The following is a 20377-nucleotide window of genomic DNA, read 5'->3' on the forward strand; positions in this document are numbered from 1 at the left end:
GGATTGGGTGTGTGACGACCACCAGATGTGGGAATCGAAACGGCCGTCACACGGTTTGCAACTTAACGTCGCAAGACGTACCTAGGTCGGCTTTGTGTTCCGCACAAGGTGTCCACAGCGTGCGCTTGCCCTGGAGGATCTCCATGACTTTCACCAAAACAGCCCTGGCCGCATCGCTGGCATTCAGCGCCCTCGCGGCACCGGCCTTCGCTGAAGACCCGATCAAGGTCGGCGTCCTGCACTCGCTGTCCGGCACCATGGCCATTTCAGAAACCACTCTGAAAGACACCATGCTGATGCTGATCGAAGAACAGAACAAAGCGGGTGGCATCAATGGCCGCATGCTGGAAGCCGTCGTGGTCGACCCGGCATCCGACTGGCCCCTGTTCGCTGAAAAGGCCCGTGAACTGCTGACCGTCGAAGATGTCGACGTGATCTTTGGATCCTGGACCTCGGTCAGCCGCAAATCGGCGCTTCCGGTTCTGGAAGAACTGAACGGCCTGATGTTCTATCCGGTTCAATACGAAGGCGAAGAATCGTCCAAGAACGTGTTCTACACCGGCGCCGCGCCCAACCAGCAGGCGATCCCGGCCACCGACTATTTCCTGGATGAACTGGGCGTCGAGAAATTCGCGCTGCTGGGTACCGACTATGTCTATCCCCGCACCACGAACAACATCCTCGAAAGCTATCTTCAGCAAAAAGGCATCGCGGCCGAAGACATCTTCGTCAACTACACGCCATTCGGCCACTCTGACTGGTCCAAGATCGTGGCTGACGTTGTCGCGCTGGGCGCAGACGGCAAGAAAGTCGGCGTGATCAGCACCATCAACGGTGACGCGAACATCGGCTTTTATAAAGAACTGGCTGCTGCAGGCGTGTCGGCTGACGACATCCCCGTTGTTGCCTTCTCGGTTGGCGAAGAAGAACTCTCCGGTCTCGACACCACCAACCTTGTTGGCCACCTTGCTGCCTGGAACTATTTCCAGTCCGCAGACAGCGAACTGAACGATGAATTCATCGCCAAGTGGAAAGCCTTTGCTGGCGAAGATCGTGTGACCAACGACCCGATGGAAGCCCACGTGATTGGTTTCAACATGTACGTCAAAGCGGTCGAGGCTGCGGGCACCACCGATGTCGATGCAGTGCGCGAGGCGATGTACGGTCTTGAGGTTCCAAACCTGACCGGCGGCACTGCCGTGATGCTGCCGAACCACCACCTGGCCAAGCCGGTTCTGATTGGCGAAATCCAGGATGACGGTCAGTTCGACATCATCAGCCAGACCACCGAAGTCCCGGGCGACGCCTGGACCGATTTCCTGCCGGAATCGGCTGTGCTCAAGTCCGATTGGAAAGAACTGGGTTGCGGTATGTACAACACCGACACCAACACCTGCGTTCAGATCCAGTCCAACTACTGATCCAGACCCGAAAGGGGGCTTTGGCCCCCTTTCATCCAAGGAAAACCCCAACATGCGGCATCTACTTGCGGCCCTGGTCGCCCTCGCCCTGCTGATCCCAGTCCCCGCCTTCGCTGGCCCCGTGCAGGATCTGTTGCAGGCCCACGGGTCCGCGATTATCAAAAGCTCGCGAAAGACCATCCAGCCGACGATTGACGCCATGGCCGCCAGCGGCTTGCCCGAGGTCCAGCTGATCCTGCAAAAATGGCAGGCCCGCGAGATTTGGCAACGCAAGGAAGACGGCCAGTTCTTTATCGGCGAAGAAGTCGAAAAGCGCGTCTATCGCCTGACCGATTTCGATACCGGCGAACGCGTCGGGGATTATCCCAAGAAAGAGCTCAAACAGGTCAAACCCAACAGCGGCGTGCAGGCAATGATCGGCACTGCTCTGGTCCAGTTCCAGCTGACCGACCCGGATCCGTCACTGCGCGCCGCGGCGCTCGATTCGATCCAGCGTGACCCCGCGCCGGAATTGCTGCCCCCCCTGCGCGCTTCGATCGAAAGCGAAACCGATCCCACGCTGAAAGCGCAGAAGGATCGTCTGAACACGCTTCTGACCATCAGCTACGGCGCGGATGATGCCGAACGCATCGTCGCCATCGACAGCATGGCCGGCGATCTTGGTGTTGACGTGCGCGCCACGCTGAACCCGCTCTTGGATACAACTCGCAAGATCGCCGATGGCGATACCCCGGGCACAGAAAATGTCGCCAAAGTTCTGGTCCCCGGCACCGACCTGACCGAAACCGAGGCCTATGATCTGATCGTGGCCGCCTGGCTGGCCCCGGCCCGGATCGAACCCGACGATATCCGCAACGCTTTGGCCGCCCATATTGACGGCGGCACCGTCGGCAGCATTCCGGTCGCCACCCTAAGTGATCCGGCAAAACGCGTACTGGCCTATGATGCGCTGGCCGCAAACGGGACGGTGCCGCCTCGCGTCACACCCGCCGATCAGCAGGCCGCGCTGGCACAATTCACCATCTATGATGCCTATCTGGAACCGTCCCAACAGGTCACCGACGCCGCGCAGGATGCGCTGACTGATATCGAACTGAACGTCAGCCTGTACCAGACTCTCGACCTCAGCCTTGATGCGCTCTCGCTTGCCTCGATCTATTTTCTCGCCGCCATCGGCCTTGCTATCACCTTCGGCGTGATGGGGGTGATCAACATGGCACACGGTGAATTCATCATGATGGGCGCCTATACCGGCTATGTGATCCAGCAGATCATCCCCGACTACACGCTCTCGATCATCGTCGCGATCCCGGTGGCCTTTCTGGTCACCTTCGGGGCAGGGGTGGCGATGGAGCGTCTGGTCATCCGCTGGCTCTATCACCGCCCGCTGGAAACCCTGCTGGCCACCTTCGGGATTTCCATTGCCCTGCAACAGATCGCCAAGAACATCTTTGGCACACAGGCCCGCCCGCTGACGTCACCAGCATGGCTGGACGGGGCGTGGGTGATGAACGACGTGGTCTCAATCTCCTACATCCGCATCGCGATCTTCTGCCTGGCAATGATCTTCCTCGCCGTGTTCCTGTTCATCATGAACCGCACCCGCCTTGGCCTCGAAACCCGCGCCGTTACGCAAAACCCGCGCATGGCGGGCTCTATGGGCATCAACCCGGATAAGGTGAACATGCTGACCTTCGGCCTTGGGTCGGGGATTGCCGGCATCGCGGGCGTCGCCATCGGGCTCTATGCCAAGGTCACCTCCGAACTCGGATCCGATTACATCGTGCAAAGCTTCATGACCGTGGTTGTGGGCGGTGTTGGCAATATCTGGGGCACGCTTCTGGGCGCGGGCATGATCGGCTTCCTGCAAAAGGGCATCGAATGGATGAACCCGTCCAACACGCTCGCGGCGCAAACCTATATGATCATCTTCATCATCATCTTCATCCAGTTCCGGCCAAGGGGCATCATCGCCCTCAAAGGCCGTGCGGCAGGGGACTAAGCCGATGCAACACGTATGCACAACTGCTTTTCCTCTTGCTCAAAATATCCCGGGGGGTCTGGGGGGCTGGCCCCCCAGCCACCGGATCGGAGGCACCACATGAGCCGTTCATTCTTCCTTAAAAACCCCTCCGTTCTGGTCTTCATCGCCTGCCTTGCGCTGTTCACGCTGGGCGCGACCATCCTCAGCGACGGTTTTGGCGTCGGACTGATCTCGACCAGCTTCATCAAGACGCTGGGTAAAACGCTCTGCCTCTGCCTCGTCGCTATCGCGATGGATCTGGTCTGGGGCTATGCCGGTATCCTCAGCCTTGGCCACATGGCGTTTTTCGGGCTTGGTGGCTATATGATCGGCATGTGGCTGATGTATGAGCGCACGCGCCTGATCATCACCGAAAGCATGTCCAACGCCGCCATCCCCCCCACCGATCAAGAGGTCGTGGATGCCATCGGCACCCAGATCTTTGGGGTCGTCGGCAGTTCTGATTTCCCGACGATCTGGCTGTTCTCGGCCAGCCTGCCGATGCAACTGGCGCTGGTTGTTCTGGTCCCGGGCCTGCTGGCGCTGATTTTCGGCTGGCTGGCGTTTCGCAGCCGCGTCACCGGTGTGTATCTTTCGATCCTGACACAGGCCATGACACTGGCGCTGGCGCTCTATCTCTTCCAGAACGACAGCGGGTTGCGCGGCAACAATGGCCTTTCGGGCCTGCAAAACCTGCCCGGCCTCGACGCCGTGCCGCAATCCACCCTGTCGGTCTGGTTCCTCTGGGCCTCGGCCCTCGCCCTTGGCCTTGGCTATGTGCTGATCGCCTGGGTCGTGTCGGGCAAATTCGGCAGTGTCATCCGCGGCATCCGCGATGACGAGGCGCGGGTGCGCTTCCTTGGGTATTCGGTCGAAGGCTACAAGCTGTTCGTCTTTGTCCTCACCGCCATCATCGCCGGGATCGCAGGCGCGCTGTATTATCCGCAGGCGGGCATCATCAACCCGGCCGAAATGGCCCCCATCGCGTCGATCTATCTGGCGGTCTGGGTGGCCATCGGCGGGCGTGGCCGGATCTATGGCGCAGTCATCGGTGCTGCCTTGGTCAGCCTGGTCTCGACATGGTTCACCTCTGGTCAGGTGCCATCGATCAACCTTGGCGTCTACACGGTCAACTGGGTCGACTGGTGGCAGGTGGTTCTGGGCCTCAGCTTCGTGCTGGTCACACTCTACGCGCCCAAAGGCATCGGCGGTCTGTTCGACCTGATTTCGGGGCGCACCCCACCCAACCGCCACGGCAAGGATCTCGGCCCCGATGCCGGATCGCTTCAGGAACAGGAGGCCGAGCAATGAGCACCCTGTTGGAAGTCTCCGGCGTTTCAGTCTCGTTTGACGGGTTCAGGGCGATCAATAATCTCAGCTTCAAGATTGGCCCGGCAGAAATGCGCGCCATCATCGGCCCGAACGGCGCAGGCAAGACCACCTTCATGGATATCGTCACCGGCAAGACCCGCCCTGACGAGGGCCGGGTGATCTGGGGCGACAAATCCGTGAACCTTCTGAAAATGTCCGAGGCCAAGATCGCCCAGGCTGGGGTGGGCCGCAAATTCCAGCGCCCGACGGTGTTCGAAGACCAAAGCGTGTTCGACAACCTGATGATGGCCATCAAGAACGACCGCACCCCATGGGGCGTGCTGTTTTTCAAACCGAAATCCAGCGACAATGCCCGGGCTGAAGAACTGGCCAGCGAAATCGGCCTTGCCGACCAGCTGCACCGCAAATCAGGCGAGCTCAGCCACGGCCAGAAACAATGGCTCGAAATCGGCATGTTGCTGGCGCAGGACCCCCAGCTTTTGCTGGTCGATGAACCCGCCGCCGGGATGACGCTGGAAGAACGCGAACACACCACCGCGCTTTTGGCCGAAGCTGCCAAAACCCGCGCCGTCGTGGTCGTGGAACACGATATGGAGTTCGTGCGCCGTCTTGAGTGCAAAGTCACCGTCCTGCACGAAGGCTCGGTTCTGGCCGAAGGATCGCTGGATCACGTCACACAAAATCAGGACGTCATCGACGTCTATCTGGGGCGCTAACCCATGCTTAAGATCAACGACCTCACCCTGCATTACGGTGGATCACAGATCCTCTATGACATCTCGATGCAGGCCGCCCTTGGCCGCGTTACCTGTGTCATGGGCACCAATGGCGTCGGCAAAACCAGCCTGCTCAAGGCGATTTCCGGCACCCATCCCCGGTCTGGCGGACAGATCAGCTTTGACGGACAAGAGATCGGCAAACTGCCCGCGCACGCAATGGCACAAATGGGCGTCGGATACGTCCCGCAGGGCCGCGACATCTTTCAGTTGCTGACGGTGACTGAAAACCTTGAAACCGGCTTTGCCTGCCTGCCGAAATCCGAACATGTCATCCCGGATGAGATTTACGACCTTTTCCCCGTGCTCAAAGACATGTCTGGCCGTCGCGGCGGTGATCTGTCGGGCGGGCAACAGCAGCAACTTGCCATTGCGCGCGCCCTGATCACCAAGCCGAAACTCCTGCTGCTGGATGAGCCGACCGAAGGCATCCAGCCCAATATCATCCAGCAAATCGGGCGCGTCATCGACTACCTGCGCGATCGCGGCGACATGGCGATTGTTTTGGTCGAACAGTATTTCGACTTTGCCTATGACCATGCCGACGACTTCGTCATCCTGCGCCGGGGGCAGGTGATCTCGAAAGGGGACAAGCAGACCCTCAGCCGCGACGATCTGGTCGCCGCCGTGTCTGTCTGAATGCGTCCAGACCGCGAGGGGTACCCATGTGCCGAGCGATCAACCGACCACACTGCGCTGTACCCCTACAACCTGCGCCCGAGGCCAGAGTCGAATTGTGAGTATTTAAAAAGAGAAGATATGGGCGTAACCGCTATGTCTTCTCTTTCCGAAATACTCTTGCCAGAGGCATCCGCCGCAGGCGGATTTCAGGTTTTGGGCTGAGCGGACTCAAAAAACTGGGCAAGGCCCTCGGCAAATCTCGCCTGATCTGACCGTGTTTTGAGCGTTTGGAAGGCCTGCGCCGTCCTTTCGGGGCCCAGCAGATCGCTCATCTCTTCGGTCAGCGCATGTATGAACGTGGGAGACATTTCCGGATGATGCTGGGTCGTCATCACGCTGTCTCCGATCAGCATTCCACTGGCAGGGCAGCCGGGGCCACTGGCCCACACGCGCGCGCCCTCGGGCAAGCGGGTCACTTGTTCTGCGTGGCTGCCATACAGATGAACCGGATCGGGCAGACCGACCGCCCAGTCGGGGCGTGCTTCCAACCGGTTTTCGGTCAATCCGTGCACCCACCCATCCGGATTGCGCCCGACCTCTCCGCCCAAAGCCAGCGCAATGACCTGATGGCCGAAGCAGGCACCAAACACGGGCACACGGGCCCAAACCATCTGCCGGATCAACTCCTGCAACTGGTCCACCCACGCCTCACCGCAATGAACCGACGTCGGGCTTCCGGTGATCATGGCCCCGTCACATCGCGAAAGGTCCGCGGGAAACACACCGTCTTTGACCGGGAATACGTCAGTTGTCCAACCCGGTCGTGCCATCTGGATCAGCGCAGTGAACTTCTCACCATCCTTGGGGTGTTGCTGCGCAAATTCGCTTTCGTCGGTGTTGGTCATGAGTATTGTCAGGCGCATGTGCTTTTTCACCAGGCTTCCGTCTGCAAAACGATAGGGCTGATCATTGTTCGAAACACCCGGCAAGGATAGCCTGATTTTGATCAGACCAGCGGCCTTCAAGGGCAATATCAATCTCACCTGCCCAAAAAAACCTGTGCTGCGTTTTTGTCGGTTTGCCCGGAACGGACCAGATGGCTGTGACCGGTCGGTTTCAATCACCGGCAAATTGGCGCTTCGGTGGCTGACTTGCGCTTGCTTTTCGCTCGACGGCTCCGCAGGATGCGCGCAGCAAGAGCAGAACAAGAGGATCGGCAATGACCGAGCAATCCCAATCCCCGGAAATCGCCGCCGAATGCCTGGGCGTCAAGGTTCCGGCTTCCGACTTCCTGAACGACAAGCGGATCGAACGGATCAATGCCGCGCGCTATGAAGGTCAGGAAATCGCCGGTGCGCTGCATGTGGTGTGCGAAGACGATGTGGTGCTTGAAATCGGCGCCGGGATCGGCGTAGTGGGTGCCGTGGTTGCGCTCAACCGCTCCCCCAAATCGGTGCATTCCTACGAGGCAAACCCGAACCTCATTCCGACAATCCGCGCGCTGTATGCCGCCAACAGTCTCGAAGACCGTATCAGCGTGCAAAACACGGTTCTGATCAGTGGTACGGACCGGCCGGACACGATCCCGTTCTATGTACATAACAGCTATCTTGGCTCATCGCTTGACGGCGACCCGGATCGCGCCATGGAAAAGGTCGACATCGCCACAGCCGATTTCGCCACGGTTTGCGACGACCTCAAACCCACCGTCCTGATCATGGACATCGAAGGTGGAGAACTTGAGCTGCTGCGTCACGCCGACCTGGCCGCCTTCCGCGCCATCGTGCTTGAATTCCATCCCGGTGCTTACGGCAAGGAAGGCGTGGCTGAATGCAAGACTATCCTGAAATCAGCGGGATTTGCCAAGGTTGACAAAAAATCCACCCGCTTTGTCTGGACCTGCGAACGCGCCGCTCAAAGCGAAGAAAGCGCCGCCTGACAGCCGCGCCTTTCCTTCTTCTCTTTGATAAATACTCCGGGGGAGTCGCACGCATGTGCGACGGGGGCAGCGCCCCCGCCCGGCCGGTTGGCCCTGGCTGAACGTCTCCCGCTTGCACACCAATGACGCAGCGTTTTACGGCGTGGTGCCGGATCTGTTTGACGGATCGGTCCGGAACGGTATCGTCAATCCCGACTGAAACGCCGGCATGTCCCGGCACTGCGCTGCTGTCATTCGGTCGCGGCGTTCCAGTGTGCGCGGCGGGAATGTGGCTTGATCTTTGATCTGAGTCGCGAATAGTGTCGCGCAGGTTTTGCGGAAAGTTATTCTGCAATGTGAAATGCGCGGATCTGGGAGGAGGACCCCGGGCCCGCGCAAAGCTTGCACTGTGACAGGGGGCCATCCCCTGCGCCACAGTCGGGAAATGGTCTGATCGCGCCGCAATTCAAACGGCCACGATCAAGAAACAGGGGAGGACGGACCAGATGTCTCAGGTCATCCAATACGAACGCGTCGGTGATATTGCCGTACTGGCGTCAAACAATCCGCCGGTCAACGCGCTGGGCTATGATGTGCGCATCGGCCTTGTCGAAGGTATCGAACGCGCCGAACAGGATGGGGCCAAAGCGGTCCTGATCTATGGCGAAGGGCGCACCTTCTTTGCCGGTGCCGACATCCGCGAATTCGGTAAGCCGCCGAAAGAACCCTTCCTGCCTGACGTCTGTTCGCGCATCGAAGCGTCACACCTGATCGTTGTGTCGTCATTGCATGGCACCGCGCTGGGGGGCGGGCTTGAGATCGCTCTGGGCTCGCATTACCGCATCGCGGTCCCGTCGGCCCGCGTTGGCCTGCCCGAAGTGCTGATTGGCGTGATGCCCGGCGCTGGGGGTACCCAGCGTCTGCCGCGTCTGATCGGCATCGACGGATCGCTTGATATCATCACTTCCGGTCGTCAGGTCGGTGCGAAAGAGGCGCTGGATCTGGGGATCCTCGACAAGGTTGCCGAAGGCACCCCGCGCGAGATCGGTCTGGCCTATGCGCAAGAGCTGCTCGATAGCGGTGCTGGGCGTCGCCCGATCCGTGACATGGATGCCCCTGCCGCGGTGGATTTCGACGCGCTCTACGAGGCTGTTTTGAAAAAATCGCGCGGCCAGCTGGCTCCGGCGGTCGCCGTGCGCGGCATTCAGGCCGCCTGTGAATTGCCCTTTGACAAAGGCATGAAGCGCGAGCGCGATTTGTTTATGGAACTGATGGCCACCGACCAGCGTCAGGGCCTGATCCACGCGTTCTTTGCGGAACGCACCGTGGGCAAACTGCCGGAAATCGACGGCATCGCCCCACGCGATCTGAACGCCCTTGGCGTAATCGGAGGCGGCACCATGGGCGCGGGCATCGCGACCTCGGCGCTGCTGTCTGGCCTGAACGTCACCATGCTTGAAATGACCCCCGAGGCCGCAGCCGCTGCCAAGGGGCGCATCCAGAAAAATCTTGGTGGAGCCTTGAAGCGCGGCAAAATCAGCCAGGACAAATACGAAGACCTGACCGAAAAAGCGCTGTCCCTGACCACCAGCTATGATGATCTGGGCGATGTCGATCTGGTGATCGAAGCCGTGTTCGAAGACATGGACGTGAAGAAAACCGTCTTCACCCAGTTGGACGCCGTCTGCAAGCCGGGCGCAATCCTGGCCTCGAACACGTCGTATCTGAACGTGGACGAGATTGCCGCCGTCACCAAACGTCCGCAAGACGTGATCGGGCTGCACTTCTTTTCGCCCGCACATGTGATGAAGCTGCTGGAGGTTGTCGTTGCCGACAAGACGGCCCCCGACGTTGTCGCCACAGGGTTCGCTCTGGGCAAAAAGATGGGCAAGGTCTCGGTTCGGGCCGGTGTCTGCGACGGGTTCATCGGCAACCGGATCCTGTCGACTTATCGCACCTGTGCTGACCACATGATCCTGGACGGCGCCTCGCCCTATCAGATCGACGTGGCGCTTGAGAAATTCGGCTTTGCCATGGGGCCTTACGCGGTCGCCGATCTGGCCGGACTGGACATCGGCTGGGCTGTGCGCAAACGCAAACGGGCCGAAGGGCTTGATCCGGCGGCGCGGGATTCGACCTATGCCGACAAGATTTGCGAAGACGGGCATTTTGGTCAGAAAACCGGCATGGGGTATTATGATTATTCCGCCGGACCAAAGTCGCGCGTGCCAAACCCTCAGGTCATCCCGCTGATCGAAGGCGACCGCGATGCGCAAGGCATCAGCCCCCGCGAATTCACCGAAGACGAAATCGTGCGCCGGTATATGGCGTCGATGGTGAACGAAGCGGCCAAGGTTGTGGGCGAAGGCATCGCGCTGCGCCCGCTCGATGTTGATGTGACGCTGCTCTATGGCTATGGCTTCCCGCGCTATCGCGGCGGGCCGATGAAATGGGCCGACATGGTTGGCCTGCCAGAGCTGCTGGCCGATATTCAGAAATGGGCCAAGGACGATCCCTATTTCTGGCAGGCCGCCCCGCTTCTGGAACAACTCGTGGCCGAAGGCCGCACCTTTGACGATCTCAACAAGGAGGCCTCATGATGAGACAGGCTGTTATCGTATCCACCGCCCGCACCGGGCTGGCGAAATCTTTCCGCGGGTCGTTCAACATGACCCACGGCGCGACCATGGGCGGCTCCGCTGTTGCGGCGGCAGTTGCGCGTTCGGGCCTTGACGCGGGCGAGATCGAAGATTGCATCATGGGCTGCGGCGCCCCCGAAGCCGAAACCGGCAGCAACATCGCGCGCCAGATCGCGATCCGCGCCGGCCTGCCGACCAGCGTGTCGGGCATGACCGTGAACCGGTTCTGTTCGTCCGGTTTGCAAACCATCGCCCTGGCCGCAAACGCGATCATGGCGGGCGGCAGTGGGCCGATCGTGGCAGGCGGCGTTGAAAGCATTTCGATGGTGCAGCCCAAAGCACGCCATGCACCCGACGCCTGGCTCATGGAGCATTACCCGTCGATCTACATGACGATGATCGAAACCGCCGACATCGTCGCCGAACGCTATAACGTCAGCCGCGAATACCAGGATGAATATTCGCTGCGCAGTCAGCAGTTGATCGCTGCGGCGCAACAGGCCGGGAAGTTCGCGGATGAGATCGTGCCGACCGAAACCGTAATGGCGGTCAAGGACAAGGAAACCGGTGAGATTTCGACGAAAGCCGTCACCGTGGATCGTGACGAATGCAACCGCCCGACCACCACGCTGGAAGGGCTTGCCAGCCTGACTCCGGTCCGGGGCGAAGGCAATTATGTGACTGCCGGTAACGCCTCGCAACTGTCCGATGGTGCGGCCGCCGTGGTCGTGATGGAGGCCAGTGAGGCCGAAAAACGCGGGCTGGAACCGCTGGGCGCGTTCAAGGGATTTGCCGTTGCAGGCTGTGAAGCCGACGAAATGGGCATCGGCCCGGTCTTTGCCGTGCCGCGCCTGCTGGAACGTCAGGGCCTGACGGTCGATGACATTGACCTGTGGGAGCTGAACGAAGCCTTCGCCAGCCAGTGCCTGTACAGCCGTGACCGTCTGGGCATCGATCCGGAAAAATACAACGTCAACGGCGGTTCCATCGCCATCGGCCACCCGTTCGGCATGACCGGAGCCCGCACAACCGGCCATCTGTTGCTGGAAGGCAAACGTCGCGGTGCCAAGCTGGGCGTTGTCACGATGTGCATCGGCGGCGGCATGGGTGCCGCTGGCCTGTTCGAAATCTACTGAAGCCAAACGGCGCGGGCCCTGCCCATCGAGGGCAGGGCCCGCGCGGCCCGGTTTCCCGGGCCCCCCCTGGCATGACCGTTGCAAGAAAGGATCGCCGGTATGGATCTGGCATATACAGCCGAGGAACAGGCATTTCGCGAAGAGGTGCGGGTGTTCCTGGATGAAAAGGTTTCGGACGAACTGCGCGCCAAGGCCCGCGGCGAGGCCTCGCTGTCCAAACAGGACATGGAAGACTGGCACGCCACTCTGAACGAAAAGGGATGGTTGGCTCAGAACTGGCCGAAGAAATTCGGTGGCGCCGAGTGGAACGCCGTGCAGCGTCACATCTTTGAAGAAGAGGCGGCGATGGCCAATGCGCCACGCATTATTCCTTTTGGGCTGGCGATGCTGGCGCCTGTGCTGCAGAAATTCGGCTCGAAAGAGCAGCAGGATCATTACCTGCCGCGCATCCTGAGCGGCGAAGACTGGTGGTGCCAGGGATATTCCGAGCCCGGCGCCGGATCGGACCTTGCGTCGCTGAAAACCAAAGCCGTGCGCGATGGCGATCACTATGTGGTCAACGGTCAGAAAACCTGGACCACACTGGGCCAGCACGCCAACTGGATCTTCTGCCTTGTGCGCACGGATTCGGACGTCAAACAACAGGAAGGCATTTCCTTCCTGCTGATCGACATGGACACCCCCGGCATCGAAGTGCGCCCGATCATCCTGCTGGATGGCACGCACGAGGTGAACGAGGTGTTCTTTGACGACGTGCGCGTGCCCGTCGAAAACCTTGTCGGCGAAGAAAACAAGGGCTGGACCTATGCCAAGTACCTGCTGACCCATGAGCGCACGAACATCGCGGGTGTTGGCTTTAGTCAGGCGGGTCTGGACACGGTCAAGCGGATGGCGCGGGCCGAGATGTCGGGCGGTCGCCCACTGATCGAAAACCCGCATTTCATGGCGCGTGTCGCACAGGTCGAAATCGACCTGATGGCGATGTCCACGACCAATCTGCGCATCGTGTCGCAAGCGGCCGCAGGCAGTGCGCCGGGCGTCGAGGCCTCGATGCTGAAAGTCAAAGGCACGATCATCCGTCAGGAAATCAACGACCTTGCCCGCCGCGCGGCAGGCCCTTACGCGATGCCGTTCGCCTCGGAAGCGATTGAGGGCGACAACGATCCGATCGGGCCGGACTATGCCACCGCCGTATCGCCGCACTATTTCAACAACCGAAAACTGTCGATCTTTGGCGGATCGAACGAGATCCAGCGCGGGATCATCGCCAAAGTTAAGATGGGAGGCTGAGCCATGGATTTTCAACTGACCGAAGAACGTCAGATGCTGCAGGACACATTGCGGCGCTTTCTGTCTGATCGCTACACAACGACCGTGCGCAACGAGATCATCGAATCCGACACCGGCCTCAGCGCCGATATCTGGAGCGAACTGGCCGAACTGGGCGTCATCGGCGCGCTGTTTTCGGAAGACGATGGCGGATTTGGCGGCGCCGGGTTCGATCTGACCACCGTGTTCGAAGAACTGGGCCGCGCAGGCGTGGTCGAACCCATCCTTGATACGGCGATCCTGGGCGGCGGGCTGCTTGTGGCTCTGGGCAATGACGCACAGAAGGCGCTTGTCGAGGACATCGTAGGCGGCGGTCTGCACCTGGCGTTTGCGCATGGTGAACCGACCAGCCGCTATGACCTGAACCGGGTCGAAACCACGGCGAAACAGCAGGGCGACCAGATCGTCCTGAACGGTCGCAAAGCGGTTGTCGTCAATGCCGAAGCCGCCGGTCAGCTGATCGTCTCGGCCCGCGAAAGCGGCGCTGCTGGCGACGAAAGCGGGATCTCGCTGTTTTTGGTGCCTGCGGACGCTGCCGGTGTTTCGATGCGCGGGTATCCCCTGCTGGCAGGGGGCCGCGCTGCCGAGATTGTTCTGGACGAGGTCAAAGTTGGCCCAGACGCGCGTCTGGGCGCGGCGGGCGATGCCTACCCGGCCATTCTGGATGTCGTGGCGCGGGCCAATGTGGCGCTGTCTGCCGAAGCATTGGGCGCGATGGAAACCGCAACCGAACTGACCCGGGAATACCTGATGACCCGCAAACAGTTCGGGCGTCCGATCGGCACCTTTCAGGCGCTGGCGCATCGGTTCTCGGATATGCTGATCGAACTGGAGCAGGCCCGTTCTGCCGTGATCAACGCCGCCGGTCATCTGGCCGAAGGCGCAACCCTGCGCGACCGCCACATCGCCTCCACGCGCAACCTGATTGGCCGCGTGGGGCGTCTGGTCGCCGAGGAATCGATCCAGATGCATGGTGGCATCGCGATGACGCAGGAATATGAACTGGCCCATATCGCCAAGCGGATCGTGATGACCGATCACCGGTTCGGAGATACCGATTACCATCTGGAGCGGTTCATTGCCCTCAGCGCCGCCTGAATACGCGTCGCTGAACGACATCCCCGGTGCGCGTGAACTTGTCGGGTACCGGATCAACGCAGGCGCACCGGAGGAGCCGGTGCGCGTCACGCTTGATGTCGATCCCAAGCATGCCAACCGCGTCGGGATGCTGCATGGTGGCATCATCGCCATGATGCTGGACGCGGCCTGCGGGTTTGCCGCGTCCAAACATTTTGGCAAGGGCGAAGCTCTGACCCCGCTTGTGACCCTGACGCTGACCACCAGCTTTGTGGCCGGGGCCAAGATCGGAAGCCGGGTCACTGCGGTTGGTACGGTCACAGGCGGTGGTCGCAAGATCGCCTATGCCTCGGGTGAACTGCGCGACGATGCGGGCCAGATTCTTGCCACGGCACAGGGGTCATTCCGCGCAATCAAGTATGAGGTCGAAATATGACGCTTGCCCGGTTCGACGTTCAGGGTGATCGCGTGGTGATCGTCAACATGAACACCACACGGCGCGGGGCGCTGTCGGATGACCTCTATGAGGCAATTCAGGACGGGATTGCAGCGGCGAACGCGCCCGAGATCCGCTCGGTTATTGTGACCGCAGAAGGCGGCTATTTCTGCGCCGGTGGCAACCTGAACCTGCTGCGTGAACGCCGCACCATGACGGAACAGGCGCGCCGTCAAGCCGTCGATGATGGCTTGCATGCCTCGATCCGGGCGATCCGGTCCAGCCCGGTTCCGGTGATCGCCGCTGTCGAAGGCGGCGCTGCCGGGGCAGGGCTGTCCATCGCTCTCGCCTGCGACATGATCGTGGCGGCCGAGGATGCGCAGTTTCTGGCGGCCTATGTCCGCGCCGGGCTGGTCCCGGATGGGGGGCTGACGGCATCAATGGCCCGCATTCTGCCGCGTCCCATCGCCATGGAAATGTGCGTTATGGGTCGGTCCGTCGGGGCGTCTCGCATGGCAGATCTGGGCGCGATCAATCAGGTTGTCGCCAAGGGCGCGGCTGAGGCTGCGGCGCATAGATATGCCGATGCTCTGGCCAAAGGCCCGCGTCAGGCGCAAGGCGTGATCCGCGCCATGGTAAACGATGCCTATGGCACATCGGAAGAGGCTCAGCTTGACCGCGAACGTGACGCCATGGCCCATGCTGCTGGGGGCGGCGAAGCCGCAGAAGGCATCGCCGCGTTTCTGGAAAAGCGCAAACCGGATTTCTCCTGATCAGGCGCCGCGCGGTTTTGCGAGAAAGAGTTTTGAGTATTTAAGAAAGAGAAGAATTAGGGGCTTTGGGGCTTCTTCTCTTTCCAAATACTCAAAAAACACCCTCAGAAACGGGCGCGGGGCCGTCAATTTGAGTGCGCCGGATCAAGACGACTAGACGTAGATGCCTTCCGCCGCGGTGCGGATGGCGCGGATGTTTTCGCCATAGACGTCGGGGTTGGATACAGATCCGCCACGGAACACGGCTGAGCCTGCAACCAGCACATCGGCCCCTGCATCCGCCACCAGCGGCGCGGTTGTCGGGTCGACGCCGCCATCGATCTCGATGTGGATCGGGCGGGTGCCGATCATCCGACGCAGTTCTTTGACCTTCTCGACCTGGCTGTGGATGAACTTCTGCCCGCCAAATCCGGGGTTCACGGTCATCACGCAGATCAGGTCCACCATATCCAGCAGATATTCGACCGATGCGGCGGGCGTTCCCGGGTTCAGGGCAAGGCCCGCCTTGGCCCCTGCCGCGCGGATCGCCTGGAGCGTGCGATGGGTGTGCGGTCCGGCTTCGATATGGGCGGTGATGACATCGGCCCCAGCCTTGGCGAAGGCCTCGATATAGGGATCGACGGGCGCGATCATCAGGTGCACATCCATCACGCCTTTGATATGCGGGCGGATCGCGGCGCAGGTGGCCGGGCCGAAGGTGATGTTGGGCACAAAATGCCCGTCCATCACATCCACATGCACCCAATCCGCGCCTTGCGCTTCGATCGCCTCGCATTCAGCGCCGAAATTGGCGAAATCGGCGGACAGGATCGACGGGGCAATTTTGATCTTGCGGTCAAAGGACATGGTGGCCTCCTACTGGGGTGAGTCGGCGCTGATCTACACCGATCCAATAGTCGCGAACAGGGGTCAGGCGGGAATCAGCCGCAGGGGAAGCCGGTCCAGCGGGTGCATGGCGTTGTTGGGCCGCCAGACCGCCTCTGCGGTTGGTTCGATACGGGCGACCTTGCGGGCCAGGGCCGACAGAAACGCCTGACCTTCGGCGCGGGCCAGGTTCTGACCGACGCAACTGTGGATACCGGCCCCAAGCGCCAGATGGCCGGCCACCTTGCGGGTGATGTCAAATCGGTCGGCGTTTTCCCACTGTCCGGGGTCCAGATTTGCGGCCCCCAACACGCACAGGATCTTGGCGCCTTCGGGGATGGCGACCCCTGCGACCTCGGTATCGGCATTGGCTGTGCGGCAAAACGCCGACACCGGCGAGGTATAGCGCAGGGTTTCCTCGAACGCGTTGGTGGCAAGGCTCGGTTCGGCGCGCAACGCATCGAACTGATCGGGGTTTTGGGACAGGCACCACAGCGCATTGCCAATACCGGTCACGGTCGTATCGACGCCCGCAGACAACAGCGAACGCACCAGAAGACCCGCTTCGCCCTCGGTAATGTCACCCGCATCTGCGGCCTTGTAGATCGTCATCGCCATCCCGTTGGGGGCGAGGTTGGCGCGTTCGCATTGCGCGGCGATCCGTGGAACGATGTCACCTGCATGAGCCATTGCGGCGCGGCGAGTTTCATTGTCGGGGCCCAGCGCGTTGAACACCATCGATCCGTAATCGATCAACACCTGCCGGTCGACCGTCAGCAATCCCATGGCCTTGGGGAAAACGGTTGTGGGAAACGTCTCGGCCAATGCCGATACCGCCTCGATCTCGGGCGTCTCTATCACCTCATCCAGCAACGCGTCCGCAGCGATTTGAAAGCTGTCGCGCATCTCGGCCACGGCCTTGGGCGACAGCGCCCGCATCAACGCCCGCCGGGCCTTTCCATGCTCGGGCGGGTCGACTTCCAGCACGATCGAGGGCGGGCGCCAAGGTGAGTCCAACTGGAAATCCTGCAGGCCAACGCCCCGCGATGACACGAACCGGCTGTGGTCGGAAAATACCTCGCGGGTTTCAGCATAGCGGCCACAAGCCAGCATGCCATAGCGGCTGAGATACACAAATGGGCCTTTGGCGCGCAACGCGGCATAGAAGGCGCTCGGAGATCTTTGAACATCCGGATCGTAAGGGTCGATGTCCCAGATTTCGACGCCCGGTGGTGCGTCAATCGCGCGATGACCTTCGATCAGTGCCACGATGGAGCCCTCCCCTGCCGCCAATCCTTAAGGCATCCTGCCCCAAGACAGGGTGTCGAGACAATGACCGGTATGCGCAAAGATGCGCCTTGAAAACCGCTCACCGCATCGACACCTGTCGTTTTGAGGACAAGCCTCGGTCATCCTTGGCATCCCCTTGGCGATCCTGGCCTCTGTAGTCCCTGACGCGCCGCCTCCGGCGGGAGTATTTGACCAAGAGAAGAATGAGGTGCGTCTTGCTTTCTTCTCTTTTCAAATACTCAAACTGAAAGCCCAAAACAAAAAGAAACCGGCCCGCTCTTGCGGCGGGTCCTGCGTCGGGCTAGCTCGACTGACATGACTGATACGCCTCTCTCCCTTGGTACCCGCGATGGTCTGCCCGAAGCCTTGCGCGTACTGGTAAATGAAATCCCGCGCGATGTGTGGAGCGCGCATCCGGATTTCGGCGGGATGGTCGCCTTCTGGCTGGACCGTCACATGATGTTTCGCAAGCTCCTTGGTATTCTGGAAACCGATGCAAAGGCGCTGGTCGGACAGACCATCAGCTTTGAGGAGTATGCCCCACGCCTGTCGCGGTATGGTGGCATGTTCCTCAATGAATTGCATGGTCATCACCAGATCGAGGACACGCAGTATTTCCCGCGCCTGTCAAAACTCGACCCGCGGATCGAAGCCGGCTTTGCCCTTCTGGAAGCCGATCACGAGGCGATGGATGGGTTGCTGCACGATATGGCCGGGGCCGCGAACGCGGTTCTGCAGGGTGGCACGCCGGAACGCTTTACCGATCACCTGATCCCGTTTCACCGGATGTTGGACCGGCATTTGCTGGACGAAGAGGATATTATCGTTCCGGTGATCCTGAAATCGGGGTTCACCGGCTGAGCGCCTGATTCATGTCCTCGGCGTTTACGGTCAGGGTCACACGGTCGCCTGCGAACCACGTGCGCCCGAACTCGATAGGCTGACCATCTGCATCGATATTGATGCCTTCGGTGCGCAAAATCGGGGCGCCCTCGGCGATCCGAAGTTGACCGGCCTGCGTTGCATTGGCGTGTTTGGCGGTGATCCGGGTCGACTGGCGCGTGAAATCAGGCACGCCGCAATCCTGCAGGGCTTGTGTCACCGACTGGCTGTTTTGTAGCGCGCTCAGCAAACCGGGCAGGCGTTCGGCCGGGAAAATGCTCTGGAACCGGGCCAGCGGCAGCCCATCCGCGAGTGATATCCCGTCATAGACATGCACCGGGCTGCCGGGGTCCAGCCCAAGCGCCTCGGCTTCGCGGGGGTCAGCGGCGCGGGTGTCCAGCGCGAGGATCTGCTTGGCGGGGGTTTGTCCGACGGCTGTGATGTTCTGGTGATACCGCACGCGGTTGCCAATCGGATAGTCGGTGGGTGTTGCGGCCACGAACACGCCCGCGCCACGCCGCGCATGGACCAGCCCCTGACCGGCCATTTCGGACAGGGCGCGCCGCACCGTGTGCCGGTTCACGCCGAAGGTTGCAGCCAGATGCGCTTCGGTCGGCAATTGATCCCCCGTGACATACCGGCCCTCGGCAATATCCGTGGTCAGCGAGATCGAGATCGATTTCCAAAGTGGTGTGCGGGCCATGTTGTCAAACTTTCCCCAATGAACAATTGCGTCCAAAGGATTGCGGGGTTATTATTTGTCTAGTTGTATAGAATATGCCGACAACTCAGACAACTCGAAAACCCCGGCCAAGAGGCAATTATGGAAAACCCTGGCGAACCCGTTGACCCGGCCCGCAAAACCTGGATGAGCCTGCTGGCAACAGCCCCGGGCGCGCGTCTGTTGCAGCTGTGGCAGGCCTACGGCGGTCAGCCGGACTTCAACTGGCTGCGCCCGCCCGAAATCGGCGGTGTGATGGTGCGGGGTCGGATGGGGGGCACCGGGGCGCCGTTCAACCTGGGCGAAATGACCGTTACACGCTGTTCGGTTGTACTGAACGATGGCACGGTCGGGCATGGATATGTACAGGGGCGGGATAAGCCACGGGCCCAGGCCGCCGCCGTGATCGACGCCCTGATGCAGACATCCGCGGCCCCAGCTGTTCGCCGCGCCATTCTGGAGCCGTTGACCACCGCCCGGCAGGCCTCCCGTCAGGATCGCGCGGCCAAGGCCGCAGCGACCAAGGTCGAATTTTTCACGATGGTGCGGGGGGAAGATTGATGAACACGGCGACCCGATCAGTCTTTGACGGTGGGTTTCAGGATCCGCCAAAAGACGCGGCCCGTGCGTTTCGTGCCGCGATGCGGGCGATGGCGCGCCCCGGTGATCTCAACACCCTCACCGGGGCCACGCCGCCCGCGCCGTTGTCTCAGGCGGCTGCCATTCTGCTGCTGACGCTGTGTGATCCGGACACCGGTGTCTATCTGGCCGGACCCTGCGATTGCGAGGCCGTCCGGGGCTGGTTGCGCTTTCACACGGGCGCGCCGTTTGTTGGTCCGGCGCAGGCGGACTTTGCTGTGGGGGCTTGGGATGATCTGTTGCCGATAGACCGGTTTCGCATCGGTACGCCGGAGTACCCTGACCGCTCGACAACTTTGATCGTCGAGATGCCCTTGCTTGACGCCCAAGGTGCCGTCCTGCGCGGCCCAGGTATCAAAGACAGGGCAACCCTGTCGCTTCCAGATGTCCGGGCGATGCAAGACAACAGCGTGCTCTACCCGCTGGGGCTGGATTTCTTCCTGACGTGCGCAGACAGGGTCGCAGCCCTGCCACGCAGCACGCAAATCACCGAGGTCTGA

20 protein-coding genes are annotated in these 20377 nt (G+C 61.0%); 16 read left to right on the forward strand and 4 right to left on the reverse strand.

The window, feature by feature from the left end:
- Positions 1 to 143: 143 nt before the first annotated feature.
- From urtA to urtE, 5 genes are all read left to right on the forward strand, one after another.
- Positions 144 to 1421, forward strand: coding sequence for an urea ABC transporter substrate-binding protein (gene urtA / locus FOY56_RS21515; RefSeq protein WP_146348216.1), 1278 nt, complete (start codon positions 144 to 146; stop codon positions 1419 to 1421).
- Between the two features lie 52 nt (positions 1422 to 1473).
- Positions 1474 to 3423 carry an urea ABC transporter permease subunit UrtB gene (gene urtB, locus FOY56_RS21520; protein ID WP_146348217.1) on the forward strand — a complete coding sequence of 650 codons (1950 nt, stop codon included), beginning with the start codon at positions 1474 to 1476 and terminating at the stop codon, positions 3421 to 3423.
- Between the two features lie 99 nt (positions 3424 to 3522).
- Positions 3523 to 4755: an urea ABC transporter permease subunit UrtC gene (gene urtC, locus FOY56_RS21525; RefSeq protein WP_146348218.1), complete on the forward strand. Its 1233-nt coding sequence runs from the start codon at positions 3523 to 3525 to the stop codon at positions 4753 to 4755.
- Positions 4752 to 5492, forward strand: a complete 741-nt coding sequence (gene urtD / locus FOY56_RS21530) for an urea ABC transporter ATP-binding protein UrtD (RefSeq protein WP_146348219.1) — start codon at positions 4752 to 4754, stop codon at positions 5490 to 5492. The genes urtC and urtD overlap by 4 nt, the downstream gene beginning before the upstream one ends.
- A gap of 3 nt (positions 5493 to 5495) precedes the next feature.
- Positions 5496 to 6191: an urea ABC transporter ATP-binding subunit UrtE gene (gene urtE / locus FOY56_RS21535; RefSeq protein ID WP_146348220.1), complete on the forward strand. Its 696-nt coding sequence runs from the start codon at positions 5496 to 5498 to the stop codon at positions 6189 to 6191.
- A 188-nt stretch (positions 6192 to 6379) separates the two neighbouring features.
- Here the strand turns inward: urtE and FOY56_RS21540 are convergent, their stop codons facing one another.
- A complete protein-coding gene (locus tag FOY56_RS21540; protein WP_246139557.1) occupies positions 6380 to 7078 on the reverse strand; it encodes a type 1 glutamine amidotransferase in 699 nt (232 codons plus the stop codon).
- A gap of 314 nt (positions 7079 to 7392) precedes the next feature.
- On the opposite strand from FOY56_RS21540, the gene FOY56_RS21545 reads away from it, so the two are divergent.
- The 8 genes from FOY56_RS21545 (at position 7393) to FOY56_RS21575 (ending at position 15481) form a co-directional block, all read left to right on the forward strand.
- Positions 7393 to 8112, forward strand: coding sequence for an FkbM family methyltransferase (locus FOY56_RS21545; RefSeq protein ID WP_146348222.1), 720 nt, complete (start codon positions 7393 to 7395; stop codon positions 8110 to 8112).
- Positions 8113 to 8167: 55 nt separating this feature from the next.
- Positions 8168 to 8311: a hypothetical protein gene (locus FOY56_RS23700; protein ID WP_186766423.1), complete on the forward strand. Its 144-nt coding sequence runs from the start codon at positions 8168 to 8170 to the stop codon at positions 8309 to 8311.
- A 286-nt stretch (positions 8312 to 8597) separates the two neighbouring features.
- On the forward strand, positions 8598 to 10691 hold the full coding sequence (locus FOY56_RS21550; protein ID WP_146348223.1) for a 3-hydroxyacyl-CoA dehydrogenase NAD-binding domain-containing protein: 2094 nt from the start codon (positions 8598 to 8600) through the stop codon (positions 10689 to 10691).
- The gene (locus FOY56_RS21555) at positions 10691 to 11866 is read left to right on the forward strand and encodes an acetyl-CoA C-acyltransferase (RefSeq protein ID WP_146348246.1); all 1176 of its coding nucleotides are present in this window, start codon (positions 10691 to 10693) and stop codon (positions 11864 to 11866) included. Before FOY56_RS21550 ends, FOY56_RS21555 begins: the two co-directional genes overlap by 1 nt.
- A 99-nt stretch (positions 11867 to 11965) precedes the next feature.
- Positions 11966 to 13156 (forward strand): acyl-CoA dehydrogenase family protein, encoded by a 1191-nt coding sequence (locus tag FOY56_RS21560; RefSeq protein ID WP_146348224.1) that lies wholly within the window; start codon positions 11966 to 11968, stop codon positions 13154 to 13156.
- Between the two features lie 3 nt (positions 13157 to 13159).
- The gene (locus tag FOY56_RS21565; RefSeq protein ID WP_146348225.1) at positions 13160 to 14293 is read left to right on the forward strand and encodes an acyl-CoA dehydrogenase family protein; all 1134 of its coding nucleotides are present in this window, start codon (positions 13160 to 13162) and stop codon (positions 14291 to 14293) included.
- On the forward strand, positions 14274 to 14708 hold the full coding sequence (locus FOY56_RS21570; protein WP_186766424.1) for a PaaI family thioesterase: 435 nt from the start codon (positions 14274 to 14276) through the stop codon (positions 14706 to 14708). The genes FOY56_RS21565 and FOY56_RS21570 overlap by 20 nt, the downstream gene beginning before the upstream one ends.
- On the forward strand, positions 14705 to 15481 hold the full coding sequence (locus tag FOY56_RS21575) for an oxepin-CoA hydrolase, alternative type (protein ID WP_146348227.1): 777 nt from the start codon (positions 14705 to 14707) through the stop codon (positions 15479 to 15481). The genes FOY56_RS21570 and FOY56_RS21575 overlap by 4 nt, the downstream gene beginning before the upstream one ends.
- 153 nt (positions 15482 to 15634) lie before the next feature.
- On the opposite strand, the gene rpe is transcribed toward FOY56_RS21575, so the two are convergent.
- Positions 15635 to 16327, reverse strand: a complete 693-nt coding sequence (rpe, locus tag FOY56_RS21580; RefSeq protein WP_146348228.1) for a ribulose-phosphate 3-epimerase — start codon at positions 16325 to 16327, stop codon at positions 15635 to 15637.
- A 63-nt stretch (positions 16328 to 16390) separates the two neighbouring features.
- Entirely contained in the window at positions 16391 to 17614 is a 1224-nt protein-coding gene (locus tag FOY56_RS21585; RefSeq protein WP_146348229.1) for a cytochrome P450, read from the reverse strand.
- A gap of 336 nt (positions 17615 to 17950) precedes the next feature.
- On the opposite strand from FOY56_RS21585, the gene FOY56_RS21590 reads away from it, so the two are divergent.
- Positions 17951 to 18496, forward strand: coding sequence for a hemerythrin domain-containing protein (locus FOY56_RS21590; protein ID WP_146348230.1), 546 nt, complete (start codon positions 17951 to 17953; stop codon positions 18494 to 18496).
- Here FOY56_RS21590 and phnF read toward each other — a convergent pair.
- Complete coding sequence (phnF, locus tag FOY56_RS21595) at positions 18486 to 19220, reverse strand: phosphonate metabolism transcriptional regulator PhnF (protein WP_146348231.1); 735 nt, start codon at positions 19218 to 19220, stop codon at positions 18486 to 18488. The two genes, FOY56_RS21590 and phnF, sit on opposite strands and share 11 nt — an antisense overlap.
- Before the next feature lie 120 nt (positions 19221 to 19340).
- On the opposite strand from phnF, the gene phnG reads away from it, so the two are divergent.
- Positions 19341 to 19799, forward strand: a complete 459-nt coding sequence (gene phnG / locus FOY56_RS21600; RefSeq protein WP_146348232.1) for a phosphonate C-P lyase system protein PhnG — start codon at positions 19341 to 19343, stop codon at positions 19797 to 19799.
- Entirely contained in the window at positions 19799 to 20377 is a 579-nt protein-coding gene (gene phnH, locus FOY56_RS21605) for a phosphonate C-P lyase system protein PhnH (RefSeq protein WP_146348233.1), read from the forward strand. Before phnG ends, phnH begins: the two co-directional genes overlap by 1 nt.

The organism is Falsiphaeobacter marinintestinus (genome assembly GCF_007923355.1).
Taxonomy (GTDB): Bacteria; Pseudomonadota; Alphaproteobacteria; order Rhodobacterales; family Rhodobacteraceae; genus Phaeobacter_A; species Phaeobacter_A marinintestinus.

Excerpts from the sequence above, each read along its gene's own strand:
- urtA (WP_146348216.1), top strand. The coding sequence starts at position 144 with ATGACTTTCACCAAAACAGCCCTGGCCGCATCGCTGGCATTCAGCGCC.
- urtB (WP_146348217.1), top strand. The coding sequence starts at position 1,474 with ATGCGGCATCTACTTGCGGCCCTGGTCGCCCTCGCCCTGCTGATCCCA.
- urtC (WP_146348218.1), top strand. The coding sequence starts at position 3,523 with ATGAGCCGTTCATTCTTCCTTAAAAACCCCTCCGTTCTGGTCTTCATC.
- urtD (WP_146348219.1), top strand. The coding sequence starts at position 4,752 with ATGAGCACCCTGTTGGAAGTCTCCGGCGTTTCAGTCTCGTTTGACGGG.
- urtE (WP_146348220.1), top strand. The coding sequence starts at position 5,496 with ATGCTTAAGATCAACGACCTCACCCTGCATTACGGTGGATCACAGATC.
- FOY56_RS21540 (WP_246139557.1), bottom strand. The coding sequence starts at position 7,078 with ATGACCAACACCGACGAAAGCGAATTTGCGCAGCAACACCCCAAGGAT.
- FOY56_RS21545 (WP_146348222.1), top strand. The coding sequence starts at position 7,393 with ATGACCGAGCAATCCCAATCCCCGGAAATCGCCGCCGAATGCCTGGGC.
- FOY56_RS21550 (WP_146348223.1), top strand. The coding sequence starts at position 8,598 with ATGTCTCAGGTCATCCAATACGAACGCGTCGGTGATATTGCCGTACTG.
- FOY56_RS21555 (WP_146348246.1), top strand. The coding sequence starts at position 10,691 with ATGAGACAGGCTGTTATCGTATCCACCGCCCGCACCGGGCTGGCGAAA.
- FOY56_RS21560 (WP_146348224.1), top strand. The coding sequence starts at position 11,966 with ATGGATCTGGCATATACAGCCGAGGAACAGGCATTTCGCGAAGAGGTG.
- FOY56_RS21565 (WP_146348225.1), top strand. The coding sequence starts at position 13,160 with ATGGATTTTCAACTGACCGAAGAACGTCAGATGCTGCAGGACACATTG.
- FOY56_RS21575 (WP_146348227.1), top strand. The coding sequence starts at position 14,705 with ATGACGCTTGCCCGGTTCGACGTTCAGGGTGATCGCGTGGTGATCGTC.
- rpe (WP_146348228.1), bottom strand. The coding sequence starts at position 16,327 with ATGTCCTTTGACCGCAAGATCAAAATTGCCCCGTCGATCCTGTCCGCC.
- FOY56_RS21590 (WP_146348230.1), top strand. The coding sequence starts at position 17,951 with ATGACTGATACGCCTCTCTCCCTTGGTACCCGCGATGGTCTGCCCGAA.
- phnF (WP_146348231.1), bottom strand. The coding sequence starts at position 19,220 with ATGGCCCGCACACCACTTTGGAAATCGATCTCGATCTCGCTGACCACG.
- phnG (WP_146348232.1), top strand. The coding sequence starts at position 19,341 with ATGGAAAACCCTGGCGAACCCGTTGACCCGGCCCGCAAAACCTGGATG.
- phnH (WP_146348233.1), top strand. The coding sequence starts at position 19,799 with ATGAACACGGCGACCCGATCAGTCTTTGACGGTGGGTTTCAGGATCCG.